The 25,536-nt window shown below is 60.0% G+C and carries 20 protein-coding genes; 12 read left to right on the plus strand and 8 right to left on the minus strand.

The window, feature by feature from the left end:
* Positions 1-1,034 precede the first annotated feature (1,034 nt).
* The 8 genes from vgrG to M9924_14895 all read left to right on the plus strand — a co-directional run bounded on the left by vgrG (position 1,035) and on the right by M9924_14895 (position 13,086).
* Entirely contained in the window at positions 1,035-3,212 is a 2,178-nt protein-coding gene (gene vgrG / locus M9924_14860; GenBank protein ID MCO5065677.1) for a type VI secretion system tip protein VgrG, read from the plus strand.
* A 51-nt stretch (positions 3,213-3,263) separates the two neighbouring features.
* Positions 3,264-4,196, plus strand: coding sequence for a DUF4123 domain-containing protein (locus M9924_14865; GenBank protein MCO5065678.1), 933 nt, complete (start codon positions 3,264-3,266; stop codon positions 4,194-4,196).
* A complete protein-coding gene (locus M9924_14870; protein ID MCO5065679.1) occupies positions 4,196-4,915 on the plus strand; it encodes a hypothetical protein in 720 nt (239 codons plus the stop codon). Before M9924_14865 ends, M9924_14870 begins: the two co-directional genes overlap by 1 nt.
* A gap of 59 nt (positions 4,916-4,974) precedes the next feature.
* Complete coding sequence (locus M9924_14875; GenBank protein ID MCO5065680.1) at positions 4,975-5,466, plus strand: hypothetical protein; 492 nt, start codon at positions 4,975-4,977, stop codon at positions 5,464-5,466.
* Positions 5,467-5,609: 143 nt separating this feature from the next.
* The gene (locus tag M9924_14880) at positions 5,610-6,752 is read left to right on the plus strand and encodes a hypothetical protein (GenBank protein ID MCO5065681.1); all 1,143 of its coding nucleotides are present in this window, start codon (positions 5,610-5,612) and stop codon (positions 6,750-6,752) included.
* Positions 6,753-7,100: 348 nt separating this feature from the next.
* Positions 7,101-7,757: a hypothetical protein gene (locus tag M9924_14885; GenBank protein ID MCO5065682.1), complete on the plus strand. Its 657-nt coding sequence runs from the start codon at positions 7,101-7,103 to the stop codon at positions 7,755-7,757.
* Positions 7,758-7,828: 71 nt separating this feature from the next.
* Entirely contained in the window at positions 7,829-8,959 is a 1,131-nt protein-coding gene (locus M9924_14890) for a hypothetical protein (protein MCO5065683.1), read from the plus strand.
* A 452-nt stretch (positions 8,960-9,411) separates the two neighbouring features.
* The gene (locus M9924_14895; protein MCO5065684.1) at positions 9,412-13,086 is read left to right on the plus strand and encodes an autotransporter domain-containing protein; all 3,675 of its coding nucleotides are present in this window, start codon (positions 9,412-9,414) and stop codon (positions 13,084-13,086) included.
* Between the two features lie 70 nt (positions 13,087-13,156).
* Here the strand turns inward: M9924_14895 and M9924_14900 are convergent, their stop codons facing one another.
* Genes M9924_14900 through M9924_14920 form a run of 5 tightly spaced genes read right to left on the minus strand, consistent with a single transcriptional unit; the run spans position 13,157 to position 18,570 of the window.
* A complete protein-coding gene (locus M9924_14900) occupies positions 13,157-14,362 on the minus strand; it encodes a molybdopterin molybdotransferase MoeA (protein ID MCO5065685.1) in 1,206 nt (401 codons plus the stop codon).
* Positions 14,362-14,847, minus strand: coding sequence for a cyclic pyranopterin monophosphate synthase MoaC (gene moaC, locus M9924_14905; protein ID MCO5065686.1), 486 nt, complete (start codon positions 14,845-14,847; stop codon positions 14,362-14,364). Before moaC ends, M9924_14900 begins: the two co-directional genes overlap by 1 nt.
* Positions 14,844-15,662, minus strand: a complete 819-nt coding sequence (gene trpC / locus M9924_14910; protein ID MCO5065687.1) for an indole-3-glycerol phosphate synthase TrpC — start codon at positions 15,660-15,662, stop codon at positions 14,844-14,846. Before trpC ends, moaC begins: the two co-directional genes overlap by 4 nt.
* Complete coding sequence (gene trpD, locus M9924_14915) at positions 15,662-16,672, minus strand: anthranilate phosphoribosyltransferase (protein MCO5065688.1); 1,011 nt, start codon at positions 16,670-16,672, stop codon at positions 15,662-15,664. Before trpD ends, trpC begins: the two co-directional genes overlap by 1 nt.
* A 5-nt stretch (positions 16,673-16,677) precedes the next feature.
* Positions 16,678-18,570 (minus strand): SurA N-terminal domain-containing protein, encoded by a 1,893-nt coding sequence (locus M9924_14920; protein ID MCO5065689.1) that lies wholly within the window; start codon positions 18,568-18,570, stop codon positions 16,678-16,680.
* A 150-nt stretch (positions 18,571-18,720) separates the two neighbouring features.
* Between M9924_14920 and tpiA the strand changes: the two genes are divergently transcribed.
* The 4 genes from tpiA (at position 18,721) to M9924_14940 (ending at position 23,093) form a co-directional block, all read left to right on the plus strand.
* Positions 18,721-19,485 (plus strand): triose-phosphate isomerase, encoded by a 765-nt coding sequence (gene tpiA / locus M9924_14925; protein MCO5065690.1) that lies wholly within the window; start codon positions 18,721-18,723, stop codon positions 19,483-19,485.
* Positions 19,486-19,627: 142 nt separating this feature from the next.
* A complete protein-coding gene (secG, locus tag M9924_14930) occupies positions 19,628-20,071 on the plus strand; it encodes a preprotein translocase subunit SecG (protein ID MCO5065691.1) in 444 nt (147 codons plus the stop codon).
* Positions 20,072-20,283: 212 nt separating this feature from the next.
* Positions 20,284-21,324 carry a L,D-transpeptidase gene (locus M9924_14935; GenBank protein MCO5065692.1) on the plus strand — a complete coding sequence of 347 codons (1,041 nt, stop codon included), beginning with the start codon at positions 20,284-20,286 and terminating at the stop codon, positions 21,322-21,324.
* A gap of 140 nt (positions 21,325-21,464) precedes the next feature.
* Positions 21,465-23,093: a CTP synthase gene (locus M9924_14940; GenBank protein ID MCO5065693.1), complete on the plus strand. Its 1,629-nt coding sequence runs from the start codon at positions 21,465-21,467 to the stop codon at positions 23,091-23,093.
* A 1-nt stretch (position 23,094) separates the two neighbouring features.
* On the opposite strand, the gene M9924_14945 is transcribed toward M9924_14940, so the two are convergent.
* From M9924_14945 to M9924_14955, 3 genes are all read right to left on the minus strand, one after another.
* Complete coding sequence (locus tag M9924_14945; GenBank protein MCO5065694.1) at positions 23,095-23,925, minus strand: ABC transporter permease; 831 nt, start codon at positions 23,923-23,925, stop codon at positions 23,095-23,097.
* Positions 23,922-24,614 (minus strand): ABC transporter permease, encoded by a 693-nt coding sequence (locus M9924_14950; GenBank protein MCO5065695.1) that lies wholly within the window; start codon positions 24,612-24,614, stop codon positions 23,922-23,924. Before M9924_14950 ends, M9924_14945 begins: the two co-directional genes overlap by 4 nt.
* A gap of 80 nt (positions 24,615-24,694) precedes the next feature.
* Positions 24,695-25,480 (minus strand): ABC transporter substrate-binding protein, encoded by a 786-nt coding sequence (locus M9924_14955; protein ID MCO5065696.1) that lies wholly within the window; start codon positions 25,478-25,480, stop codon positions 24,695-24,697.
* Positions 25,481-25,536 lie beyond the last annotated feature (56 nt).

Genomic DNA, 25,536 nt, shown 5'->3' on the forward strand with positions numbered 1-25,536 from the left:
GGTTTGGATAAGATAGTTGATCAGCGCCGCGCCTTTCTCCAGGGGCGCGGCGTAATTTCAAAGCGGCCATTCTCGAAAAGTGTTCAAGGAAACCTTCTAATGAATTTGGCCATTTGCTCGATCTGCGGAAAAGCAACGCTCAATGCGCCAACGATAACGATATCCTTGAGCGAGTATCAGCGACTTTTGGAAGCGCAACAGCTCTTTTCAAAGCCACTTCAAAGGTGCGTTAAACCGCGTTCGAAGATTGAGCGGGATGCGGAGATATCAACCTTCATCTCTCAATGCGCGGGCACAATTACTATCATGGAAATATGGGAAGCTTGTCAGCAGAGGTTCGACGCTGATCGCTTTCCTTCAAAATCGGCAATTCACCGTTTTCTTATGAAGCCAAAACGCGTCCAATCTCTGCCACGCGACCCGACCTGACGGCGGTCATTATCAGCGATTATCACCTTTTATCGCCGTTTCTCACCTATTCCGAATTATTACCAACGACATATAATTATGGAGAGGTTATCGATTTTCAGTTTCGGACAGCGCTCTGAGCCAGGATTTGAGATGGGGAGGATTGCTGACCCTTCGGAAGAATATCCACTTTCTCCAGTTCTTCGCCGACAATCTCGGCGATTCCGCAAACTGGGCGGGACTTCGCCAGGAAGCATGCGTGAGCGGGCGGAATTTCGCCCGGTTTGCCAGTGCTCAGCCGCGGAATGTGTTGTTATTTCAGAGAGATATAATATTGAAGATTGTTTCCAAATTCCTTGGATTCTGCTCGGCGTGCTCCCTTAACAACGCCCGGGCGAGCGTTGGCCTGGCTGTCGGCTGAGTCATGCGCCCGTCAAGTCCGCGCTACCCGGCAGACGTGCCGAGATAGTGCAGATGCCTGGTGCTGGCGACTAAGGTCGTGACTGCACCGGAAACAAAGGTGGCGTGAACATGATCGTGTGCGCTTTCCCGACCCCTGAAGCGCGGCGCGACCGGAGAGAAATCGAAAAATCGCATTGAATGGAATGGAGTCTGGGGTCTTGGGAGTGTTTGAACGCATAATCCCGCAGGATGCGGATGTCGCCTTTGCATTCGAGGCCGAGGCTATGCCGGGCGCATTTTCGGTGCTGAACCTTGTCGGCGAAGAGGCGCTGTTCGAGGGCTATGAGATCGTCGTCGATCTGGTCTCGGAAGACCCTTCGCTCGACCTCGCGGCACTGCTCGACACGCCTGCGGTACTTTCGTTGCTCCACGCCTATGAGCAGCCGCGCTTCCTGCATGGCGTGATCGTCGAGATCGAGCGGCGAAGCCTGACTTTCAGACGCACATTATATCGCGCGACGCTGAAGCCGTCGCTGCACCGGCTCCATTATCAATCCGACAACCGGATATTCCAGGCCCAATCGGTGCCGGACATCGCCAAATCCATTTTGGCCGACCACCAGATCACCGATGTCGAATGGCGGATCGAAGGCGTGCACGAGCCTCGCGAATTCTGTGTGCAATATCAGGAAACGAGCTACGATTTCCTGCGCCGATTGTGGGCGGAGGAAGGAATATTCTTCTGGTTCGAACACAGCGCGACCAGCCACAAGATGATCGTTTCGGACGCGCCGCTTGCAATGCCGATGTTGCCCGGCCTGTCGACGTTCCCCTTCAACAATCTCCCCGGCGGCATCGGCCAGGGCCCGCGGATATGGCGTTTCGACCGGATAGAACGACTGCGTGCGACGCATCGCGCCGTGCGGGACTACAGTTTTTTGAGCCCGGCCCAGTCGCTCGAGGAACGCGCGGTGCAGACGAAGGCAAATGGCGCGAAGGCAGAGTATGAGCTGTACGCCTGGCCGGGCCGGCACAAATCGGCCGAAACCGGGCGCGCTTTCAATGATTATGCGCTGGAAGCGCATCGTGTCGAGGCCGCGATCGCCGAGGGCGAGACGAATTCGGTGCGGCTGTCCGCGGGCTATGGCTTTACCCTGATGGAGCATCCCGACCCGGCGGCCAATACCAACCATCGCATCCTTCGTGTCATTCATGAAGGGCACCAGGCCTCGGCTATGCAGGAAGAAGCCGCCACGGACAAGGGCACCACCTATCGTGCGCGCTTCACAACCCAGCCCGCGCACTTGCCTTACAGGCCGGTGAACCCCAATCCTCGCCCGCGCATCGACGGGCCGCAGATCGCCCATGTTACCGGCCCCGAAGGCGAGGAAATCTATTGCGACGAGCATGGCCGGGTGAAGGTGTGGTTCCCCTGGGACCGCAAGGGGAAGAAGGACGAGACATCGTCCTGCTGGATCCGTGTTTCGCAGAACTGGGCCGGTGGCGGCTGGGGCCACATGGCAATTCCCCGCGTCGGCAACGAGGTCGTCGTGGAGTTTCTAGACGGCGACCCGGACCAGCCGATCATCACCGGCAGAACCTATCACGCCGCGAACAGGCCGCCATACAGCCTGTCCGAGAACAAGACGCGGATGACGATCAAGTCCCAGACCCACAAGGGCGAGGGCTTCAACGAATTGTCTTTCGAGGACAAAGCGGGCGGCGAGCAGGTGTACCTTCATGCCCAGCGCAACCACGACACGGTGATCGGAAACGACGAGACCCATTCGATCACCCGCAATCGATCCAAGACTGTCGGTAACGACCAGTCGGAAACCATCCGCAACAATAAAAGTATTTCGGTAGGCAACGATCATTCCGAAAACATCACCGGCAACCAGTCGATAACGGTGGGCAAGGACCGGTTCGAGCACGTCAAGCAAGATGCAAGGATTATGGTCGACAACGACGTCTTCTATGAGGTCAAGCGAAACCAGATCGAAGACTATGGCAAGGATCACGTGCACAGGGTCGGCAACATCCTCAAGGAGGCGATCAAGTTCGATCACCTCTATGAAACGGAGGGAAAATACGAGGCCAAGGTGCACGGTACCTACGACATGGAGGTGAAGACTTCCATGAAGGTCACCACGAACGTGTACGATCTGTCAGGCGCCATAAAAATCGAGATCATCGGGCCGAACGGCAAGATACTCCTCGACCCTGCCGGGATCACGCTCGACGCGCCGAACATCTACTTCAGGGGTAAGGTCAACGTGGCCAGCGCGACGGCGACGCAGCTTGAAGTTTTGAAATTTGCCGCGAAAGAGGGCCTGCCGCTCTGCGAGGAATGCGAAAAACAGTCTGAGACGACGACGACGGGGGACGCCAGCTTTGGCTGATGTTGCCGGCATTGCCGGCGCCGCATCCGCGACAGGTGGTTGGGCAGCGCCATGAACGGGGAGGAGGCTTGGATCGGGCTTTGCCACTTCTATGAGGGGGAGGGCGCGGCCAGGACGAATTTCGAAGCGCATGCGGCGGTGTGGTGCGAGGGGCGCGAAGGCTTCGACGCGGAGCTTGGCAGGCATCTGGCGGGGTCCGGGTATAGGCTCCTGTGGAGCGAGGAAGTGCACCCTGCCGTGCAGTGGCAGTCTCGCTTTCCGCGCGAGCGCGGGGCGCTGAACCTCGCACGTTCGGTGCATCCGGGCCGCCCGGTCGAAATCGGCATGCGTCGCGAGTTGGCCACACCGGAGCCTCCGCGCGTTGCGGAAAAGATCGTGGGGGCCGAGCCGTTCGATGCGCAATTCGGGGTGTGGCCGAAGAAGACCGTGCCGGACGTCCTGGTCGATCCGTTGTTCGGGCAGCCCGAACCCACCAAGGCGGAAATTGCCTATTTCGGTTCCGCAGATGCCGTTCCGCCGCTGGGGACATATGCGATCCTGGATGCCGCAAAAGCAAGATTGCTCCCGGAAATGCTACAAAGCTCGGGGCTGGAATTCAGGTGCCTGTTCAAGGGCGCAGCCGAGGTGGAGCTGAGGAACCTCGCGCCCTATATCGTGGTTCTGGAGCAGGACAATGTGCTGATGCGGCAGTTGTTCACGCGTTCGGGCATGCCGTCCGACCTGTGGCTGAAGGACACGGGATTCTATATCCGCACACATGACAGCCTCGACCAGCTCTGGCGGCATTTCAGGAAGTTCACGCGCCTGCAGGACGAGAACGGCAAGTGGTTCTATTTCCGGTTCTGGGAAACGAACCTTCACCCTGCCTTGCTGAAAGCACGCAAGGACGACTCGCTTTTCGCGAAGCTCGCGAGCCATCACGGCTTCGTCCTGCGAAACCGCAGAGACCCGACACTGTTCCACTATCTGAGGGGAGAATACTGATGGCGCTGAAAATCTCGCCGGAAGTGCTCGATGAAATTCGCTTCGAGGCAAATTACGAGACCTATGACGGCATCCTGATGAAGATCGATCCGGACAGGTTTCGCGGGCTGGGAGAGGAAAACCGCGAGGCTTTCATCCGGCACGCTACCACCTGCTGCGACGGCTGGGAAATTCCCTATATCGACGATGTGGCCTACATCATGTTCGTGATGACCTATCTGGGGTCGTTCTTCCACGAAGATCCGCGCCATTCATTCATAGGGGTGGTCCTGCCGGATATCCCTGAAGCTGCGGACTACCGGATCAGGGACTTGCGCGATCGTTTCATCGCATTCGGGGATCGCTTCATCGGCGAGGGGCTGGAACTCTATCATCAGGATCTGGACCAGTTCCGCCAGTCGCTTTTGCCGGATCTGGACCGGCATTCGGCGAGCAGGACGTTATCCATGGTGACGCGGTGTCATGGCGAGCGAAGCTATGACCTTTCGCGCGAAGACCACGCCGCACGCATGCAGCAAGCCGAGATCGGCGCCCACCGCCTCGGGCTGGAGGGCGACAGGGGGCTGCAACTGTCCGTCCTGCTCGGCTACTGGCTGGGCAGCGGCTTCTGGAAGGACCCGCTCTATCCCTGGATCCCGGAAAAGGCGGCGAAGGGCGGCGAGCCGGAGCTGCGCAAATATGCCATCCACCGGCTCAACAAGGACCTCATGAACGGGTGAACGGGCGCCGCTGGCGCTGTGTTCCCGGAATTTCAATTCTTCGGACTGGAGTGGATAGCATGCCAGATGGACTGACCAAGGCGTTTGAAGCCGATTGCGGGGGCGTGACTTTCTCTCTCTGGTACACGCGGAATGCAAAAATCGCGCACATGCGGGATCTGAAACACGAAAAGTTCGGGCAGGATTGCGTCGCCATGGTCGTCACCAACGACAAGAACCCGTCCGTCCGCAATTTTTGCTTTACGGAGCCGAAGCCTCTGGCCTTCTTCGGGCAATTGTTCAGGAACGTCGATGGAAATTGGGTCGATATCACGGACGTGCGAATCGGTCCCATGGACACGGGGGATCCGTTCAAGAAGGGTCTGGCCTTCAACAGAGGCGGAGACAGTTGGGAGTTCAGGCTGGCCTATCCGGCCTTGACCACCATAGCGCGCCGCGCAGACCTCGACAAAGGCGATTATCTTCTCCGGCTGCTGCCCTATGCCTACCTCGAAGTTGAGGGGCAGCCTTTCGAAATCACCCTCCCCGATCTGCCGATTCATTTCGATTGACCAAGGCAACGAACCGGGGCCGTTCAGTCGCAACCCCTCGGCGTTTTTCACAGGCAACAGCAGCGATTTGCTGCTCAAGCGATCGCAAGCCATCCTTCCAAACATGAAGAAAGTGCAGACAAATGGGGATCAGACTTGGAGCCATGAACTACAAGACCGACACGGCGGCCATTGCGGACGCACGGAAGCGGTCAACCACCGCAGTAGCGGGGTGCTGCGCGTGTGTCTACTTGAAGGACGGCACGCACGGCCCCAGCTACAAGCTTAGGCAATTCAATATAGGTGGCACAAAATATACATACGATCATGATTTCGATGCTGAGATTATCATCGATGGTGAAATTACTCCACCTATGATATATGTTAATACGCGATTGAAAGGTAATAATTATACTGAAAAGTCGGATATTTCTCCAGGAACGATCAAAGTATCAGATGAAACATTTAAGAAATACCTTAAAAGCGCAGAAACAAAAATCAATAACGCTTGGAATAAGGGGCCATACAAATTAAAGATAACAGACAAAAAATGTGGGGAACGCGAATTCGAGGTAAGGTTCAATGTTGGTTTTACAGATGAATCGCCTCATTATGAAGTCTACGTTGTAAATTCACCCAAGAACGAGGGGCTTTTTGATCCCTTTGGCCACCATACTCATGTTTCATGGGTAGATCAAGAAGATCATATAGTAAAATTAAATATTGGTGGTTACTGGGAAGACGAATATGCCTCTACTGCAGATCCTCTTACAGCGCCTCATGAATATGGACACATGATAGGTCTGCTTGATGAGTATCAAAGTTTCAGATGGGATTTTAATGGATGTAAGTATAAATATAACTCGGAAAATTTTGGCGAATTGTTTAGAAATGGATTGATGTCGTGTGACGATATGTTTGCTAAGCCGTGCAGATATCTCGTCACGATTGCTGATGCGGTCGCCAAAATATTTGCAGAAAATGGAGTCAGGGTCACCAATCTTGAGATTAAAAATCATTTGGAAGACGAAATAAAAGAACAGCTTGTGCAAATAAAGAGGGGTCCAGTTCTGGAAGAAGGTACGATTACAGCTCCGCTTGCACAAAAAGAGGCATTTGTACAAAAGCGTTTGGATCTTGTCGAAAAGGAACGCCGGGAAAAGCAGCGGCTGTTGGATGAAGAAGCCGAATTTGTCGATAAATTGTTAAAAAGTGGAAACAAGAAAGCGTATAAAAAATACATGGCTGAAAAATTAAAAAAAGCTGAGGAAGAAAGTATAGATCGACAGCGGACCGTGACATCATGAAGGGTGACGTCGCGTTGGGGCTCACCTGTGCCCCGCACGCTTTTCAAACAACACCGAGCGATTGGCGAGCGTTCGCATCAAAGCCCACGCTAGGATGAAAGCAAACACAGAATGGGGTGCACGCCTGACGCCGTGAACTACCACGCCGACTTGTCGGGCGCGCAGGCTCTGCCCAACTCGGCAGTGGCGGGGTGTTGTGGGGAGGTCGTTGAAAGGGACGACGAGCATGGCCCTTGCGAAAGGGTCAAGCAGCTTCAATTTTCAGTGCCACTTGTGACGGGTGCTACTGCTAATCGCTTCCATGCGCACATCAAGATCGACAGCGCTGCGAGCCCCTGCAAAATTACTGTGAGCACAAGGCTACAGGCGCAAAATGTCACTGCGGATGTCGACCGCTTTCCCGGGACGATTGCTCTCGGCGAGGCCGAATTCCGGGAGCGCGTAGATAGAATAGCTCCTGCAATCAATGCTATCTGGAACGCCGGTTCGCGCAAGATCCGGATCAGGGACGAGAAATGCGGCGAGCGTATCTACGACGTGGAGTTCAATGTCGTTTTCGCGGAGCCGCCGCACTATAAGATTGAATTTGTGAATGTGCCTGAAACCGTGACCGCGCTGGACGAGAACGGCGAAGAATCCTACGACACATATACAAATATGAGCGCGCAGAGTGCGAAGTTCAATCTCGGCGACACGGAAAGCGCGGCAAACAATCAGAGCGTGAGAATATACACCGAACCGCATGAATACGGTCACATGATCGGCTTGCTGGAAGAATATGCGGATGAAGCGCGCAATATAAGAGGATGCCTGTACAGGCATTTCGGCGCGCCGCCCGAGATCGAGGTCAGCCAGCGCGGCCTCATGGGTCATGGTGAGGATATCGGCGTTCTGCCGGCGCGCTATTTCCTGCCTGTCGCCGATGCCGTCCTCAAAATGCTGGAGGCTAAAGGAGTCACGGTCACAGCGATGGAAATCATACCTGGACCGAGCAAGGCCGGCTGAGCGGGACTGCTTGCGCATTTGGCAAACAGCAAAACGTACACATCAAGATAATGCGATGAAAGTGAAATGAAATGGGATGTTCGTGTTCAACTTCCTACGCTGTTGCGCCATCACAGCTTGGCAAAGGCCAAAATCGGCCAAACTCTGCGGTAGCAGCGTGCTGCAAAGCCGAATACGACCTCAAAAAGACGTTCGGGCCGTTTGGAAAAATCATAAAGGTTGATCGTGCGGGGAACGAGATCAAAGAGTCTGATAAAGCGTACGAAGCGCCTGACGATATCTTCCGCGCCAATATTACTATCGACAGCAGGCAGCAACTTGGCAAGATTTATGTCGATACGGAGTTGGTTGTTATTAATTCGACTGCGAACACCAAGAATTTTCCAGGAACCATTGCGCTGACCAATAAGCAATTGTCGGCGCTCATTCGGGATATCCCTCGTGCCATCAGGGCCGTTTGGAACGCGGGCCCCTACCGTTTGAAGATCAGGGACACAAGCTGTAACGAACGTCTTTTTGAGATCGTTTTCAACCCAATACTGACCAAGTTTTCGGGAGACTATTATGTCCACTTCGTAAATGTGCCCTTCTCTTCCGAAAAAATAGAAGCTTGCAAAATAACACATCCAGCATCATGGCATGTTGATCCGAATGTGATCCAATCCGATGCAATAAAAGAGTCCGATGCAATAAAAGAGTCCGAGCAAATAAAAGACTGCAATGGGGAACATCCTGCATCATCATATTTTGATCCGGCAGTGAACAGACTAAAAATAAACATCGGAGACTGGCGTAGCGCCGCAAATCCAAACGGAAGAATTAATGCGCCAAGAGAGGTTCTTGAGGCGCATGAATATGGGCATTTGATAGGTTTGCCCGACGAATATCAGGATGATAATAGTGCGTCGATCAGAAATTATAAATATGAATTTTTCGATGGGCATACAGAGTGTTCGCACGGGAGCGCGGATGTTATGTCGGACGGAGACACCGGATTTGCCGCGCCGGCAAGATATCTTGTTCCTGTTGCCAACGCGGTGGTCGAAGTTCTGAAAGAGAAGGCGAAAATTGAGGTAACCGCGCTGGAGATTCAGTCGGGTGTGGAAGAAAGAAGAGCAATCGCACATGCGAGGCAGCTCGAGGCTGACGTGCAGAAGGTTCAAGCGGGTCCCACGACGCGCTCCATTCGTTACCGGGTTTGAGATGTCGTCAATGACGATGGCACCGAAATGTACCGACCACTCTTGATTTGATCCCGGCAGGATCCGGTAAAAAACCTCCCAACAAGACATACGTCTGCGCTTTACGTTCAAGCAGATTGCGTCGGGCGCATCTCGAGAGCGAAGCTGCCCGCCCAGAGGCACCCAGCCGCAACGATCAAGATTTTTTTTGATTGGGGGGGCATGCGGTCGCTTGTATATGAAAACAATCTTATTTAGAAAATATTAATATCGGTGTGGCGGCACGCGGGAGTCGCGACGTGTCTTCCCCCTGCACCTGAAGTCTTCGTCGGCATGCCGGCGATCCAACGCAATGAAACGCATCCCGGTCTGCCGCGGCTGAATGGGATCGATTGGAGAAATCTGGGTAAATGTCGGATATTGTTGCAGCCTCCTGTTCGCCCTCGACATCGCGGCGGCGGAAATCGCGCCTGATGGCATCCGTTGCGGTTCTGGTCCTGGCATCCTCGGTGCCTTTCGGCGCGCTTGCCGCCGACGGAGCGGGGGGCGTCGGCGGATCGACCGATTCCACGCCGGGCGGGGAGGCTTCCGCGAGCGGCGTTGGCGGCACCCCGACGATTGTGATCACGGAAACGGGATCTGGCGGCGGAAGCGGCGTCTCGGGCGGTGATGGCGGGCGCGGTACCCTTCTGCTTGGCGGGTACGGGGGCGCTACTCCGGGCGCGGACGGCCAGAGCGGCGTCGGTGGCGCCGGCACGACGGCCAGCGGCGGCGGTGGTGGTGCGCACGCCTATGTCGGGGATGGAACGAACATTTCCGGCACTATTCTGATCGGCGGTGACGGCGGCGACGGCGGCATGGGGTTTGACGCCCCGGGCGTCAAGGGCGGCGGCGGTGGAGGCGGCGGAGGTGGCTTCGGCGTCGTCATTCTCGACCCGGAGAACCTTGACATATCGATCTCGGCAAACCTTTTCGGCGGCAGCGGTGGCGCTGGCGGCGATAACGAAACTGGCATTGATGACGGCAGGGGCGGCAACGGCGGCAACGGCGGCACGGGGCTGCTCGTGGCAAGCCCGAACGGCGCGAACCGCATCAGGGCAGGCCGCTATGTCTATGGCGGGAGCGGTGGCGACGGTGGTGATGGTCCGACGACGGAGGGCGGCGACGGCGGCGACGGCGGAACCGCTGTGCGCATCCTGGACGGTGCGGCAGGCAGTTCCCTCGAGCTCAACCTTGCCAGCGATGTGACGGGCGGTGCCGGCGGTGATGCGAGCATCTCGCCCGGCTCATCCGACGGCGGCAATGGCGGCGCCGGTGTCCATTTTGACGGTTCGAACACCGCGCTGACCCTCAATGTAACCGGCGTGGTCACTGGCGGTGACGGCGGCAGCGCATCGATGGGCGGAACAAGCGGCCGCGGCGGCGTCGGCATAGATGTGGATCACGCTACGATCAATATCGCCGGCACCAGCGTCGTCAGCGGTGGTCTGAACGGCGGGTCTACGTCGGATCGAGCGAACGCCATCGAGGGCGAAGGAATCGACCTCACGATCGGCCTGGGCACGTTCATCAACGGCGACATTCTCTTCAAGGGAGCGGACAACCGACTCACCCTTCTTGGCGACGGCGACAACCATTCGGGCGTCTATGGCTCCGTTACGAGCGACGACCCAGCAAATGACTGGGTGCTGAACCTGGCGGGCGCAGGCGGAAATTTCGAAATGAACGACCTGGGCTCCGCTTTCCAGGATGTGGGAAAGGTTGAGTTCGCGGCTGAGGAGGCCACATGGCGGCTGAGCGGCACCAATGTGAGTGACGCACAACTCGAATTCAAATCCGGCATGGTGTCAGTCTCGAACGCGGCGTCGCTCGGTGTCGGGGCGCTGACTTTCTCGGGCGGCGGGCTCGCCGGCGTGGGCAGCTTGACGCTCTCGAACGACATTGCGCTGAACGAAGATGCGCTTTTCGATACAGAGACGGGCCTGCTCACATTGGGAGGCCTCATCAGCGGAGAGGGCGCGCTGGTGAAAAGCGGGAGCGGGGGGCTGAGGCTCTCCGGAGGCAACAGCTATTCTGGCGGCACGACGATCGGAGAGGGCTCGCTGGCGATTTCGGATGCGACCGCGATCGGCGCAGGCGGCCTGACCATAAACGGCGGCAGTTCGCTTCTTGCCGAGGGTTCGTTCGAGATGTCCGCGCCGATTACTTTGACCGAAAGCGAGGGCGGCCGCTACGGCTATATCGCGGTTTCCCGCGACGAGACACTGACCATATCGGGAGTCATTTCAGGTGACGGTGCGCTGGGCAAGGACGGTACGGGTACTCTTATCCTGACCGGAAACAACACTTATCAAGGCGGCACCACCATCTACTATGGCGGCGTTCTCCAGATCGGCGACGGCGGAACGAGCGGTTCCATCACAGGCGACGTGCAGAACGACGGCACGCTGATCTTCAACCGTTCCGGCAATTATACTGTCGACATCAATTTGACCGGTACGGGCGATCTGCAGCTTGTTGGCGGCGGCTCCGCGACCTTCTCGACCGACTTCGCCGGAACGGTTGAAGTGGACGACACCGTCGTCACCCTGGAGAATGGTTCAACCACCGGCGCGAGTTTCATCCTGGACAATGGCGGAACGCTCGGAGGTTCCGGAACGATCGGCGGGCTCTTCGTCAACGATGCGGGCATCGCTGCGCCCGGCTATTCGCCGGGCACGATCACCGTCACCGGGGCAGTCACGTTCAATTCCGGATCGACTTACCGTGTCGACGTGACGCCGGGAGGCGCGCACGACCTCATTTCCGCGACCGGGATCGTGACGATTTCTTCCGGTGCGGCGGTGGATCTCGTGGCCCAGCCCGGCGCCTATGCGCCAAGCTCGACCTACGCAATCATCACGACCGCCGGTACGGTGATGGGCACGTTCGGAAGCGTGACGTCAAACTATGCCTTCCTGACTCCCACGCTGACCTACGACGCGCAAAACGTCTATCTGAACCTCGCTTATTCGGGCACGTCCTACTCGGCCTACGCCATGACGCCGAATCAGACCAGCACCTCGGTCGCAGTGCAGGGGCTGGGCGCGGGCAATGCCGTCTACGACGCGATACTCACGCAGACGACCGACGCCGTGGCAGCATCCTATGACAGCCTGTCTGGCGAGGTGTACGCCTCCGTCAATTCGGTGCTCCAGCAGCAGTCGAACTATGTGCGCGAAGCGGTTGGCGGGCGGATGCGGCAGTCGGGCGGAACCGGCGACGCGCTCGAGGAAGCGTCCAAGGCATCGGGCGCGACCGTCGCAAAGGCCGTGTTCAACAAGGACCTGACGCTTTGGGCGCAGGCATATGGCGGCTGGGGTGACATCGGCGGAAACGGGAATGCCGGGCGCGTTTCCAACGACACAGCCGGCGCGCTGGTTGGCGCCGATGTGCAGATCGCTCCGGGCTTCCGGGCCGGTGTCTTCGGCGGGTACGGGCATTCCGGCCTCGATGTCGCGTCACGCGGGTCGTCGGGCTCCGTCGAAAGCTATGATGTCGGCGCTTATGCGAGCGCGGAAGTTGCGTCCCTCGCCTTGCGCAGCGGCGTCGCTTATTCCTGGCACGACATATCCGCCGACCGTTCGGTTGCCTTCCCGGGCTTTGCGGACACGACCTCCGCGGACTACGACACCTATACCGCGCAGGCATTCGGCGAAGTGGCTTATGGCCTCTCGGTCAAGGGTTATGACTTCGAACCGTTTGCCGGGCTTTCCTACATTCATGTGGACAAGGCCGCGTTTGCCGAAAGCGGAGGCGCTGCCGCGCTCTCCGGCGAGGCGGCGGGCATGGACACCTATTACACCACGCTGGGGCTGCGGGCGGCGACAACGCTCGATCTCAACGGCAAGGTCTTTACCCCGAGCCTGTCCGTCGGCTGGCAGCACGCGCTCGGCGACAGGGATTCGGATGTCAGCCTGGCCTTCGCGGGTTCGGGATCGGATTTCGAGGTCGCGGGCGTCCCGGTCGGCAAGGATGCGTTCCTCGTCGGTGCGGGCCTGTCCTTCGAAGTTTCGGACAAGGCGAAACTGTCGGTGAACTACAACGGACAATATGGCTCGTCCCAGACGCAGAGCGCATTCAGCGCCCAATTTGCCGTCAAGTTCTGAGCTTGACCCGGCCCCTCCCTACGGAGGGGCCGTTCTTCCCGCCGAACTTCACCTGAAGAGTGCCGCCTTGTCAGCGCAGCATCAGCACCCGGCAGCACTCGCCCTTTGAGGCGGCAGGCGCGTTAGGCTCGCGGATAATGGCCGCGTTCGCATCCGACAAGGTGCGCAGCATCGACGAATCCTGAATGGCAAAAGCTTGCGCATGCAGCGCGCCGTCCCGCTCCTCGACGCGGGCGCGAACATAGTCCTGGCGGCTGTCATTGGCGGGCAGGGGGCTTGCCAGTATCGCGTCGCGTTCATCGTCGGTCTGGGCCAGACCGGCCAGCGCCCGAACGAGCGGTTTCAGGAACAGATGCGCGCAGATCAGGCTGGAGACGGGATTGCCCGGCAGGCCAAGGCAGCGCGTCGGGCCGAGCGTGCCGAACATCAGCGGTTTGCCGGGGCGCATGGCGATTTTCCAGAAGGCGAGTCCGACGCCGCGATTGGCCATCGCCTTGTTGACAAGGTCGTGGTCGCCGACCGACGCTCCGCCCAGCGTCACGATCACATCCGCGCCCGTATCGACCGCGCGATCCAGAAGCGAACCGATGACGCCCTCGTCGTCGCGCGCAATGCCGAGGTCAAGCGGCTCTCCTCCGGCGCTCGACACGATCGCGGCGACGCCATAGGCATTCGAGGAAATGATCTGGTGCGGCCCGACCTTGCTTCCGGGAAGCAGCAACTCGTCTCCGGTTGCGATCAGTGCGACCAGCGGGCGCTTCCAGACCGGCAGCTCGGCGTGGTTTCCCGCCGCCGCCAGCGAAAGTGCGGCCGCATCCAGCGTGCGCCCCGCATCCAGCAGGACATCGCCTTCGGCAAAATCGAGCCCGCGATTGCGGATGTGCTTGCCGGGCGGGGAGGAGTCCCGGATCTCGACGGCATCATCGCCGATGCGGTCGGCGTTTTCCTGTATGACGATGGTGTCCGCACCCTCCGGCACGGGTGCTCCGGTGAAAATGCGCACTGTTTCGCCACTGCCGACCTTGCCTGCAAAGCCCGCGCCCGCAGCGGCAATTCCGATCAGCTTCAATGTGGCCGGAACGCGCGCCACATCCTCCGCGCGGACGGCATAGCCGTCCATGGCCGAAGCGTCGAAGGGTGGGTGGGTGCGGCGGGAAATGACGGGCCGGGAGAGCGCGCGCCCGGAGGCGGCATGCAGCGCGACCATTTCCTCCGATCGGGGGCTTGCCCCGTCCAGAACCCGGGCCAGCGCATCCGCGACGGGCAACAGCGCCATCAGGGTTGTGACCTGCGATATGGGCCGGACTTACCGCCGCTCTTTTCGACCAGCCTTATGTCGGTGATCGTCATGCCGCGATCTATGGCCTTGGCCATGTCGTAGAGCGTGAGGCAGGCGACGGACGCCGCCGTCAGCGCTTCCATTTCCACGCCGGTCTTGCCGGTCACCCGCGCGGTTGCGGTCACGCGCAATCCGGGAAGGTCGCGGTCGGCTGAAATATCGACGGTGATCTTGTTGAGCAGCAAAGGGTGGCACAGCGGAATGAGTTCGTGCGTCTTCTTCGCGGCCATGATGCCGGCAATGCGCGCGACGGCAAGCACGTCGCCCTTTTGCGCATTGCCCTCAAGGATCATATTGAGCGTTTCCGCGCGCATGACGATGCAGCCTTCGGCGGTCGCGACGCGCGCCGTTTCCGCCTTGTCGCCGACATCGACCATGTTGGCCTGCCCCGCCTTGTCGATATGCGTCAGCGAACCCGTCATGCGCTTGCCCTGCGGGCGGCGTCACCGAGGCCGAGCAGGCTGCGTGTCGCGGCCTCCACATCGTCCTGACGCATCAGGCTTTCCCCGACGAGAAAAGTGCTGATGCCGCTGGTCTCAAGACGCCTGCAATCCGCATTCGAGAAGATGCCGCTCTCGCTCACGAGCAGATGCGTATCCGGCACCATTTTCGCAAGCTTTTCAGATGTTTCCAGGCTCACGTTGAACGTCCGCAGGTCGCGGTTGTTGATGCCGACCAACCGCGATTGCAGCCGCAGTGCGCGCTCCATCTCGGCGGCGTCATGCACCTCGATCAGAACATCCATGCCCAGTTCGAACGCGGCATCTTCCAGCGCGCGCGCCTCGTCATCCGAAACGCTGGCCATGATGACCAGAATGCAGTCGGCGCCCCACGCTCGCGCCTCATGGACCTGATAGGTCTCGAACATGAAATCCTTGCGCAAGGCGGGCAGCGTCGTTGCCGCGCGTGCCGCCGTCAGGAAGGCCGGCGACCCCTGAAAGGACGGCTCGTCCGTCAGCACCGAGAGGCACGCCGCCCCGCCAGCCTCATAGGCCCGGGCCAGGGCAGGCGGGTCGAAGTCGGCGCGGATCAGGCCTTTTGAGGGGCTTGCCTTCTTGACCTCCGCGATCAGGCCGATCATTCCATCGCGGCGTCTGGCGCGCAGCGCATTCAGGAAGCCGCGCGGCGCATCGGCGTCCGCCGCCATAGCGACAAGCTCGCTGAGCGGCAAGAGCGACTTGGCGCGCTCGATTTCCTGGCGCTTGTAGTTTTCGATCTTGCGCAGAATGTCGGCCATCAGCGGTTGGATACCTCAACCAGTCGGGCAAGCGCTGCCTTTGCCTTGCCGCTGTCGATGGCTTCCGCCGCCTTGGCGACCCCTTCGGCAAAGGTGGCGGCGACGCCCGCGACCAGCAGTCCGGCCCCGGCATTCATCAGCACGGTGTCCCGATATGCGCCGGGCGCGCCGTCGAGAAGGTCTTTCAGCGCTTTTGCATTCTGGGCAGGTTCGCCGCCGCGCAGCGCATCCTTTGAATAGACCGGCAAGCCGACATCCTCCGGCGTTACCGTGAATGTGCGCACCACGCCATCCTTGAGTTCCGCGATCTGCGTTTCGCCGGTCGCGGTTATCTCGTCAAACCCGTCGCCATGCACGACCCATGCGCGTTCCGCTCCGAGCGCCTTCAGGGTCTCCGCGATGGGAACCACCCATTCGGGCGCGAAAACGCCGACGAGCTGGCGGCGCACGCCCGCCGGATTGGACAGCGGTCCCAGCAGGTTGAAAATCGTGCGCGTCCCGAGTTCCACGCGGGTCGGCCCGACATGGCGCATCGCGGGGTGATGGGATGGCGCGAACATGAAGCCGATGCCGGCCTCGCCGATGCACCTGCCGATCTGTTCGGCGTCGATGTCGAGCTTGACGCCGAGCGCGGTCAGCACGTCCGCCGAGCCGGTCTGCGAGGACAGATTGCGGTTGCCGTGCTTTGCGACAGGCACGCCCGCGCCCGCGATGACGAAGGCCGACGCGGTGGAAATGTTGAGGCTGTGCTGGCCGTCGCCTCCTGTGCCGACAATGTCGATGGCCGTCTCCGGCGCGGCAACGCGCACCATCTTGCTGCGCATGGTCGAAACCGCGCCGCCGATCTCGTCGATGGTTTCGCCGCGCACGCGCAGCGCCATGAGGAACCCGCCAATCTGGCCGGGGGTCGCGTCTCCCGACATGATGATGTCGAACGCCTCGCTCGCCTCATCGAAGGAAAGCGAAGCGCCGGAAGCGACTTTTGCGATATGTGGTTTCAGCGCGCTCATGGGTCTCAGAAGGTCAATGCACGGTCGATTGCGGCCTGGTTGATCTCGACATCGTATTCGGCACGCAGGCGCGACACCAGTTGATCGATCAGGTCGTTGGCCATGCCGCCCGCGAATGTCTGGCGCGCATCGTCGGGAATACCGGATGCATCCGCGTCGGCGGGCTCGATGGACTCCACCACCTGGAACACGACGCGGGATGAGCCATCGGGACCCTCGAATGCGCCGGTTTCGCCCTGCGCGACGCCGAATGCGGCCGCAACGCCCGGCTGGCCGAAATCCGGATCGTTGCTGTCGCGCTTCAGCCCGCGCTTGGTCTGCTTTTCGAGGCCAAGTTCAGCAGCAACCGCATCCGGCGTGGCCCCATCCTTGATCTTCTTTGCGGCTTCGTCGGCTTTCGCCTGAAGCCGCGTCGCGGCCTGTTCCGACTTCCAGTCGGCGACCACCCGGTCCTTGACCTCATCGAGCGTGCGGTCGTGCGCCGCGTCCACGGACTCGACCTCGTAGAACACAAAGCCTGAACTTCCGACATTGATCGGCTGGTTGTCGGCCTTCACGTCGGCCTCAAAAGCGCCTGCCAGAAGGTCCGCCGAACCCGGAATATCATCGATCACCGTGCCGTCGGGGCGCTTGCCCTGACGGTCGACCGCATCGATGGTCACGACCTTCAGCTTGAGCTGCTGCGCCGCATCCGCCATCGATGCGCCGCCCGCGCGCGCATCCTCATAGGAATCGTGAACGTCAAGCAGGATGCGGTTGGCCTCCGCCAAAGCAATGTCCTTGCGGATTTCGTCTCTCACCTCGTCCAGCGACCTGACCGCCTGCGGCGTGATCGCGCTGACGCGCACAATAACCGGCCCGAAAGTGCCAGCGACGACATCGCTCGCCTGATTTGCCTGCAAGGCGAAGGCCGCGTCGGCAACTGCCTTGTCGGGAATCTGTTCCCTGGTCAGTGTTCCGAGCGCCACGTCCGAAGCCTGCTTGTTCTGGTCGGCTACTGCCTGGTCGAAGGATTTCGTGCCCGCCTTGAGTTCGTCGCTAACCCTGCGTGCCTCTTCTTCCGAAGCGAACACAAGCTGATCGACCGTGCGTGTCTCCGGCGTCGTGAATTTCGACTTGTTGGCCTCGTAGTCGTCCGAAACCTGCTGGTCGGTGACGGCGGTCGTATCGGCGATGTCCTCGGGTTCGAGCTTCACATAGGAAATCTTGCGGTATTCAGGCGCGGCATATTTGGCCTTGTTCGCCTCGAACCATTTGGAAAGCGCATCCGCCGCCGGTTCCTCGACAGGCTCGACCAGCGAGCGGGGCAGGGTGATGTAGTCGACGGTCCTGCCCTCGCCGCGATAAAGCGCGACGGCGGTGAGGAAGGCGGCGGGAACCTGCATTCCGTTGCTCGCGGCATCCACGATCTGGAGCCGCACCGCTTCATTCGCCCGCGTGTCGAAATAATTCTGCGGCGACATTCCGACCTGGCGCAGCACATAGTCGAACTGCTGGCGGTCGAAGCGCCCGTCAGGTCCACGGAAGGCAGGATCCTCGGCGGTCAGCGTGGCGATACGGTCCTTGGAAAGTCCCAGCCCCAGCCTGCGCGCCTGCTCGCTGAGCACGGCTCCGCCGACAAGGCTGCCGAGCACCTGCTGCGGCAGGCCCAGCATCTTTGCCTGTTCCGGCGTGAGCCTCGTTCCGAACTGCTGTGACATCTGCGAGATGGCGCGGTCATAAGCGAGGCGATATTCGGTGGGGCTGACGGATGTGTCGCCGACCGATATGACGGAACCCATCGACGGGCTGTTGGCAAGCTGTCCGCTCACGCCCCATCCGACAAAGCTCACGACCAGGATAATGAACAGGAATTTGGCAATCCAGGTCTGGGCTGCATTGCGCAGTGAATCAAGCATCCGGCGATTTCCGTTCCAACCTCAACATGGGCGCGGCCGGTTCCGACCGCATCGAGCAACCGCAAATAGCGCCCTTGGCGCGCAGTGTCGATTGCTTTGTGTCCGCTTTTTGGTAGGGAGGTCACGTTGCTGAATGAGGAGATACCGCTCGTGACCACTGCAATTCGCCCGCTCGTCGCCGGTAACTGGAAGATGAACGGCACCAGCGCGTCGATGCCGGAGCTTATCGCGATCGGCAAGGCGTTCACGCACGGGTTCGACGTGCAGGTCGAAGCGCTGATCTGTCCGCCTGCCACGCTTGTCGCGCGCGCCCATGACGCGCTGTCGTCGACGCCCGTGCGAGTCGGGGGGCAGGATTGCGCGATTGCGGAAAGCGGGGCACATACCGGCGACATTTCCGCAGAGATGCTAAAGGATGCGGGCGCGAGCTTCGCGATCGTCGGCCATTCCGAGCGGCGCACCGACCATGGCGAAACCAACGAGATCGTCCATGCAAAGGCTGAGGCCGCATGGCGCGCCGGTCTGATCGCGATCATCTGCATCGGCGAAACGCAGGGTCAGAGGGAGCGCGGGCTGACGCTCGATGTGCTGACGGCGCAGATCGAGGGCTCGGTGCCTGCCGGCGCCGTTCCCGCGAACACGGTCGTCGCCTATGAGCCCGTGTGGGCGATCGGCACCGGGCTGACGCCGACCATTCCCGACGTCGCCGAAGCGCATGCGCATATTCGCGCCGAGCTTGTGCGCCGGCTGGGTCAGGAAGCCGACGCGATGCGGATTCTCTATGGCGGCTCCGTGAAGCCTTCCAACGCAGCCGAATTGCTCGCCGTCGAAAATGTCAACGGCGCGCTCGTCGGTGGCGCCAGCCTCAAGGCATCGGACTTCCTGGGCATCGCCGAATCCTACCGTCCGGCGTGATTGTGCCTGGTCGGGGCGTTGCAACTTGCGTGCGTTGCCCCATATGTCGGGTTGGGCTTGGAAATGCCCACAAAGCATTGTAAGGAGCCGCCTTCCGCGCGCTGAGGCTCGCACCGGCAGCTAAAACCGTCAGGCAGTATTCATGGAAACCGTAGTCATCGTCATTCATCTGATGATCGTCGTCGCACTCGTCGGCGTTGTGCTTTTGCAACGTTCGGAGGGCGGTGGGCTGGGCATCGGCGGCGGTTCCGGTTTCATGACCGCGCGCGGCGCGGCAAATGCGCTGACGCGCACGACCGCCATACTGGCGGCGGCGTTTTTCATCTCCTCGCTCGCGCTGTCGGTCCTTGCCCGCTACTACACCGAACGCCCGACCGACATTCTCGACCGGCTGCCCGCGCAGACCGAACAGGGCGCGCCCGCCAATCGCGGCGTCCTCGACCAGCTTGGCGGCTCGTCGACCACGACGCCCGCGACCGGCGAAAGCCAGCCCGCCGCACCGACGGGCGAAGCGCCCGCGCCTGCCGCGCCGGCTCAGGAGACTGCTCCGGCACAACCGGCTGCTCCGGCCGTTCCAAACAACTGAGACGTCTCGCTTAACGAAAGTGCAACTCCTTTCGCGCTTGCTGTTGTGAGGAGAACACACTTCGCAATAAAGCTGCGGTATCAAGCGCTTGTGAGCGGCCTGTGATGGGTGCATCTTCTTGAGCACCGGAGCGGTGAATCGTATAGGTCTATTTGGTGGCGGTTAGGCAGAGACGGTCTGTCTACGCTTGGGAAAATATCAGGATCGGCAAAATGCTTTCTCGTAGCCTTCTAGCAATGGGCCTGGGCCTGGGTTTGGTGCTCGGCTCTTCGTCAATCACGATTGCGCAATCTGCAAAACCGGAAACGACATCGGCCATCGTGCAGAAGCCGGTGGTCAAGAAGAAAACTGAAAAGAAGGTTTCGACCAAGCCCAAGCAGACTGTGAAGGCCGACACCAAGACGAAATCCAAGAAGCCGCCCGCCGGCGAAACGCAGGAAGCGGCCAAGCCGAAGGGTTTTCTGGCGGTGCTCTTCGGCTCGCAGAAGCCGAAGGACCCGCAAGCCCAGGCCGCGAAGGCCGAACCGGCTCCTTCGAAGAAGTTTATATTCACGAACAAGACCCAGCTTCCCGCGCTCAACCCGATTACCCCGGTGCAGCCTGTCGCGCTGACCCCGGAGGTCACGGAAGTCATGGCCAACGGCAACAATGGCGAGTTGCGCAGCGAGGACGTCACCAAGGGTGGGTTCATGGCTTCGCTCTTCGGGGAGGAGGATCAGTACCTTCCCCAGACGCGCGCGCTGGACAATGCCCTGCGCGCCAAGGAAGCCAACAAGAAATTCCGTCCGAAGCCCGAATATGAACCGCAGATCGTGTCGTTCTCCGGCTATCCGCGCGGCACCATCGTGATCGATACGGCAAACCACTTCCTCTACCTCGTCGAGGGGCTTGGCAGCGCCCGCCGCTACGGCATCGCCGTCGGCAAGGAAGGGCTGCAATACAAGGGCAGTGTGCGCGTTGGCGACAAGCAGGAATGGCCGCGCTGGATTCCGACCAAGGAAATGCAGGAGCGCGAGCCGAGCAAGTATGGCCAGTACAAGGACGGCATGGCCGGTGGTGGCCAGAACCCGCTCGGCGCGCGCGCCATCTACCTCTATGACGGCAGGAAGGACACGCATCTGCGTATCCACGGCACCATCGCGCCGCAGACCATCGGCACCAATTCCTCGAACGGCTGCTTCCGCATGATCAACGACCACGTCATCGACCTGTACCGTCGCGTCAAGGTCGGCACCAACGTCGTCGTGCTCTGATATACAAGGCTGTATGTTCAAAACGCCGGTCCTTTGGGATCGGCGTTTTGTTTTTTCGTCCACCGGCTCCGTTGGAAAAGCGCGGCGTCACCATTTTTCTTCTGGCGGAATCAACTTCGCCGCGATAAGCACCGACTCCCATGGCGCGATATGTATTCATCACTGGCGGCGTGGTTTCCTCTCTTGGCAAGGGTATAGCCGCAGCCGCTCTCGGGGCATTGTTGCAGGCACGTGGCTACCGCGTGCGCATCCGCAAGCTCGACCCGTACCTGAATGTCGACCCCGGAACCATGTCGCCTTACCAGCACGGCGAGGTGTTCGTGACCGATGACGGCGCGGAAACCGACCTCGACCTCGGGCATTACGAGCGCTTCACCGGGCGTTCGGCCAACCAGAGCGACAACATCACCACCGGGCGCATCTACAAAAACATCATCGACCGCGAGCGGCGCGGCGACTATCTCGGCGCGACCGTGCAGGTCATCCCGCACGTTACCGACGAGATCAAGAACTTCATCCTCGAAGGCAATGAGGACTTTGACTTCGTGCTGTGCGAGATCGGGGGCACGGTGGGCGACATCGAGGCGATGCCGTTCCTCGAAGCCATCCGTCAGGTTGGGAACGACCTGCCGCGCGGCCAGTGCGTCTATATCCATCTCACGCTGATGCCCTACATTCCGGCGGCGGGCGAGTTGAAGACCAAGCCGACCCAGCATTCGGTCAAGGAATTGCGCTCCATCGGCATCGCGCCCGACATCCTGCTGGTGCGCGCCGACCGGCAGATTCCGAAGGAGGAGCGGCGCAAGCTCTCCCTGTTCTGCAATGTCCGCGAAAGCGCGGTGATTCAGGCGCTCGACGTCAGCCACATCTACGATGTTCCGATGGCCTACCATCAGGAGGGGCTGGATTCGGAGGTGCTTGCCGCATTCGGCATCGACCCCGCGCCGAAGCCGCGCATGGAGCGCTGGACGGAAATCACCGAGCGCATCCACAATCCCGAAGGCGAGGTCACGATTGCCGTTGTCGGCAAATATACCGGGCTGAAGGACGCCTACAAATCGCTCATCGAGGCGCTGGCGCATGGCGGCATGGCGAACCGTGTCCGCGTCAAGCTCGACTGGATCGAGAGCGAGATATTCGAGAAGGAAGATCCCGCGCCGTTCCTTGAAAAGGTGCATGGCATTCTGGTGCCGGGTGGCTTCGGCGAGCGTGGGTCGGAAGGCAAGATACTTGCTGCGAAATTCGCACGCGAGCGCAAGGTTCCTTATTTCGGCATCTGCTTCGGAATGCAGATGGCCTGCATCGAGGCGGCGCGGTCGCTGGCGGGTATCGCCGATGCATCTTCGACCGAATTCGGCGAAACCTCCGAGCCGGTCGTCGGCCTGATGACCGAATGGCTCAAGGGTAACATGCTGGAAAAGCGCCGCGCCTCGGGCGATCTTGGCGGCACGATGCGGCTTGGCGCCTATGACGCCCGCCTGACGCCTGAATCCAAGATTGCATCGATCTATGGCGATACGGCGATTTCAGAGCGCCACCGGCACCGCTACGAGGTCAATATCGACTACAAGAAGCGACTTGAGGATTGCGGGCTGGTCTTTGCGGGCATGTCGCCGGATGGCATCCTGCCGGAGACGGTGGAATATGCGGACCATCCGTGGTTCATCGGCGTGCAGTATCACCCCGAACTCAAGAGCCGCCCGTTTGAGCCGCATCCGCTCTTCGCAAGCTTCATCGGTGCCGCCGTGGAACAGAGCCGCCTGGTCTGATTTAGCGGATCAGGTGCTTGGTGATCCGGCGCTCCACCCAGTCAATGACGTGACGCAGCATTTCGACCATGGTGAGGTAGATGATCGCCGCCCAGATATAGGTCTGGAAGTCGAAGCTTCGCGAGAAAGCGCGCCGCGTTTCGCCCATCAGGTCGTAAACGGTGATGATCGACACGATGGCCGAGCCCTTGATCATCAGGATCAGCTCGTTGCCATATGGCCGCAGCCCCACGATCATTGCCTGCGGCGCGATGATCTTGCGCATGGTCTGCCATTTCGACAGGCCGAGCGCCGCAGCACCTTCCCACTGGCCGCGGGGAATGCTCTGGATCGCGCCGCGCAGGATTTCGGCCTGATAGGCCGCGGTGTTGAGCGAAAACGCCAGTATGGCGCAATACCACGCCTCCCTCAGGAAGCCCCAAAGACCAAGCGCCTCCAGTTGCGGGCGGAATGAGCCGAGCCCGTAATAGATCAGGAAGGTCTGTGCCAGAAGCGGCGTGCCGCGAAAGAAATAGACATAGGCATAGGCCAGCGCCGAGGCGATGCGATTTTTGGACATGCGTCCGTAGGCGATGGGTATGGAAAGCAGCCCGCCGAGGATCATGGAAATGACCACGAGCCTTATCGTCACCCACAGGCCCTGCATGTATTTCGGCGCGTAGTTGGTGAAAAGCTCGGGGTTCCACCTGCCGGCAAGGTAAACGATCAGAACGACGCCGATCACCGCCCAGAAGGCGAGAAACGCAGCCCCCGCGATGCGGGCGGCATTCCACGGGCGCGGCTGCGCCGGAGGGCGCTCAATTGCATCGCTGACCTGGCTGGCAAGGCTCATCGGCTTGCCTCCCGCTTGTTGGTCCAGCGCTCAATTCCGCCGATGCCCACGGAGGAAACAATCGCCAGCACCAGATAGACGAGGCACGCGAATCCGAAAAAGAGGAACGGCGCCTTGGTGACGCGGGCTGCGATGCTGGTCTCGCGCAAAATGTCGGAAAGGCCGATGGCCGACACCAGAGAGGTGTCTTTCAGGAGGATCAGCCAGAGATTGGTCAGGCCGGGCAGGGCGATGCGTATGAGTTGTGGAAGGATGATGAACCGCATGGTCCGCAAATGAGAAAGGCCGACAGCGTAACCACCCTCATATTGCCCGCGCGGGATTGCCCTAAACGCCGAAAGGAACACCTCGCTGGCATAGGACGAGAACACGAATGCCAGCGCCACCATGCCCGCCGCGAAACTCGTCACCTGGTCGCCGCCATTGGGGAACAGATAGGTGAACAGCGGTAGCGCCACGCCGAAATAGATGAGGAACAGTGTCAGCAGTTCGGGAAGGCCGCGAAAGATGGTGGTGTAGACATTGCCCGCCATGCGCAGCGTCGGCTCCGCCGATTGTTTCGCAAGCGCGATCAGGAAACCGAGCGCCAGCCCGACGGGCAGAGTTGCGAGCGCCAGCGAAACGGTCACGAGCACACCGCTCATGATCTCGTCGAGCCAGCCGTTCGGCCCCCAGCTTAAAAGCGTCATTACGACTGTTCCCCTTGGTCGTTGCGCTTATTTTGATAGAAGAACGGCGGCTCAAAGGCCGCCGTTCAAAAGCTTGAAAATCAAGATCCTTCAGCGCCGTAGGCGTCGAACTTGAAGTATTTGTCGTTGATTTCCTTGTACTTTCCGTTTTCACGGATCGCCTTGATCGCCGCAGTGAATTCCTCGGCGAGCTTGTCGCCCTTGCGCACCGCGATGCCTGCGCCCGGCCCATGGATCTCGACCACGGGCGTGATCGTGCCGATCAACTTGCAGCAGGCCTGGCCTTCCGGCGTGTCGAGGAAACCCTGCGTGACGATGATGTCGTCATTGATGGCGTCGAGCCTGCCATTGGCGAGGTCGGCATGCATTTCCTGCGCGGTCGGATAGGGTTTGATCTCACTGTCGGTATAGGTCGCTTCCGCATAGTTGAAGTGTGTCGTCCCGCCCTGGACGCCAATGCTCTTGCCGGCAAGGTCTTCCTTGGTCACGCCCTTGATGTCGCTGTCCTTGGGCGCGGCGATGGATGGCGGGGTGTTGTAATACTTTTCCGAGAAATCGACCTGCTGTTTGCGTTCATCGGTGATCGACATGGATGCGATGATGGCGTCGAACTTGCCGGCCTGAAGGGCAGGGATGATGCCGTCCCAATCCTGCGTGACCCATTCACACTTCGCCTTCATCTGTTCGCAAAGGGCGTTGCCGATTTCGATGTCGAAGCCTTCCAGCTTCCCGTCGGCGGTCAGGTTGTTGAAGGGGGGATAGGCGCCTTCGGTGCCGAGTTTGATCGTGCGCTCCTGCGCCTGTGCGACGCCGATGGCCATGATGGCCGCGGTTGCCGCGAGTGCGAGTTTCAATGCAATTCGCATAATGTTCCTCTCTGTTGGACTTCGGTGACCGTCTTGCGGTCGCCCCGGTTCGGCGT

It is taken from the genome of Rhizobiaceae bacterium, from assembly GCA_023953835.1.
Lineage (GTDB): Bacteria > Pseudomonadota > Alphaproteobacteria > Rhizobiales > Rhizobiaceae > Mesorhizobium_G.

Excerpts from the sequence above, each read along its gene's own strand:
- M9924_14865 (MCO5065678.1), top strand. The coding sequence starts at position 3,264 with ATGAACGGGGAGGAGGCTTGGATCGGGCTTTGCCACTTCTATGAGGGG.
- M9924_14870 (MCO5065679.1), top strand. The coding sequence starts at position 4,196 with ATGGCGCTGAAAATCTCGCCGGAAGTGCTCGATGAAATTCGCTTCGAG.
- M9924_14875 (MCO5065680.1), top strand. The coding sequence starts at position 4,975 with ATGCCAGATGGACTGACCAAGGCGTTTGAAGCCGATTGCGGGGGCGTG.
- M9924_14880 (MCO5065681.1), top strand. The coding sequence starts at position 5,610 with ATGAACTACAAGACCGACACGGCGGCCATTGCGGACGCACGGAAGCGG.
- M9924_14890 (MCO5065683.1), top strand. The coding sequence starts at position 7,829 with ATGGGATGTTCGTGTTCAACTTCCTACGCTGTTGCGCCATCACAGCTT.
- M9924_14895 (MCO5065684.1), top strand. The coding sequence starts at position 9,412 with ATGGCATCCGTTGCGGTTCTGGTCCTGGCATCCTCGGTGCCTTTCGGC.
- M9924_14900 (MCO5065685.1), bottom strand. The coding sequence starts at position 14,362 with ATGGCGCTGTTGCCCGTCGCGGATGCGCTGGCCCGGGTTCTGGACGGG.
- moaC (MCO5065686.1), bottom strand. The coding sequence starts at position 14,847 with ATGACGGGTTCGCTGACGCATATCGACAAGGCGGGGCAGGCCAACATG.
- trpC (MCO5065687.1), bottom strand. The coding sequence starts at position 15,662 with ATGGCCGACATTCTGCGCAAGATCGAAAACTACAAGCGCCAGGAAATC.
- trpD (MCO5065688.1), bottom strand. The coding sequence starts at position 16,672 with ATGAGCGCGCTGAAACCACATATCGCAAAAGTCGCTTCCGGCGCTTCG.
- M9924_14920 (MCO5065689.1), bottom strand. The coding sequence starts at position 18,570 with ATGCTTGATTCACTGCGCAATGCAGCCCAGACCTGGATTGCCAAATTC.
- secG (MCO5065691.1), top strand. The coding sequence starts at position 19,628 with ATGGAAACCGTAGTCATCGTCATTCATCTGATGATCGTCGTCGCACTC.
- M9924_14935 (MCO5065692.1), top strand. The coding sequence starts at position 20,284 with ATGCTTTCTCGTAGCCTTCTAGCAATGGGCCTGGGCCTGGGTTTGGTG.
- M9924_14940 (MCO5065693.1), top strand. The coding sequence starts at position 21,465 with ATGGCGCGATATGTATTCATCACTGGCGGCGTGGTTTCCTCTCTTGGC.
- M9924_14945 (MCO5065694.1), bottom strand. The coding sequence starts at position 23,925 with ATGAGCCTTGCCAGCCAGGTCAGCGATGCAATTGAGCGCCCTCCGGCG.
- M9924_14950 (MCO5065695.1), bottom strand. The coding sequence starts at position 24,614 with ATGACGCTTTTAAGCTGGGGGCCGAACGGCTGGCTCGACGAGATCATG.
- M9924_14955 (MCO5065696.1), bottom strand. The coding sequence starts at position 25,480 with ATGCGAATTGCATTGAAACTCGCACTCGCGGCAACCGCGGCCATCATG.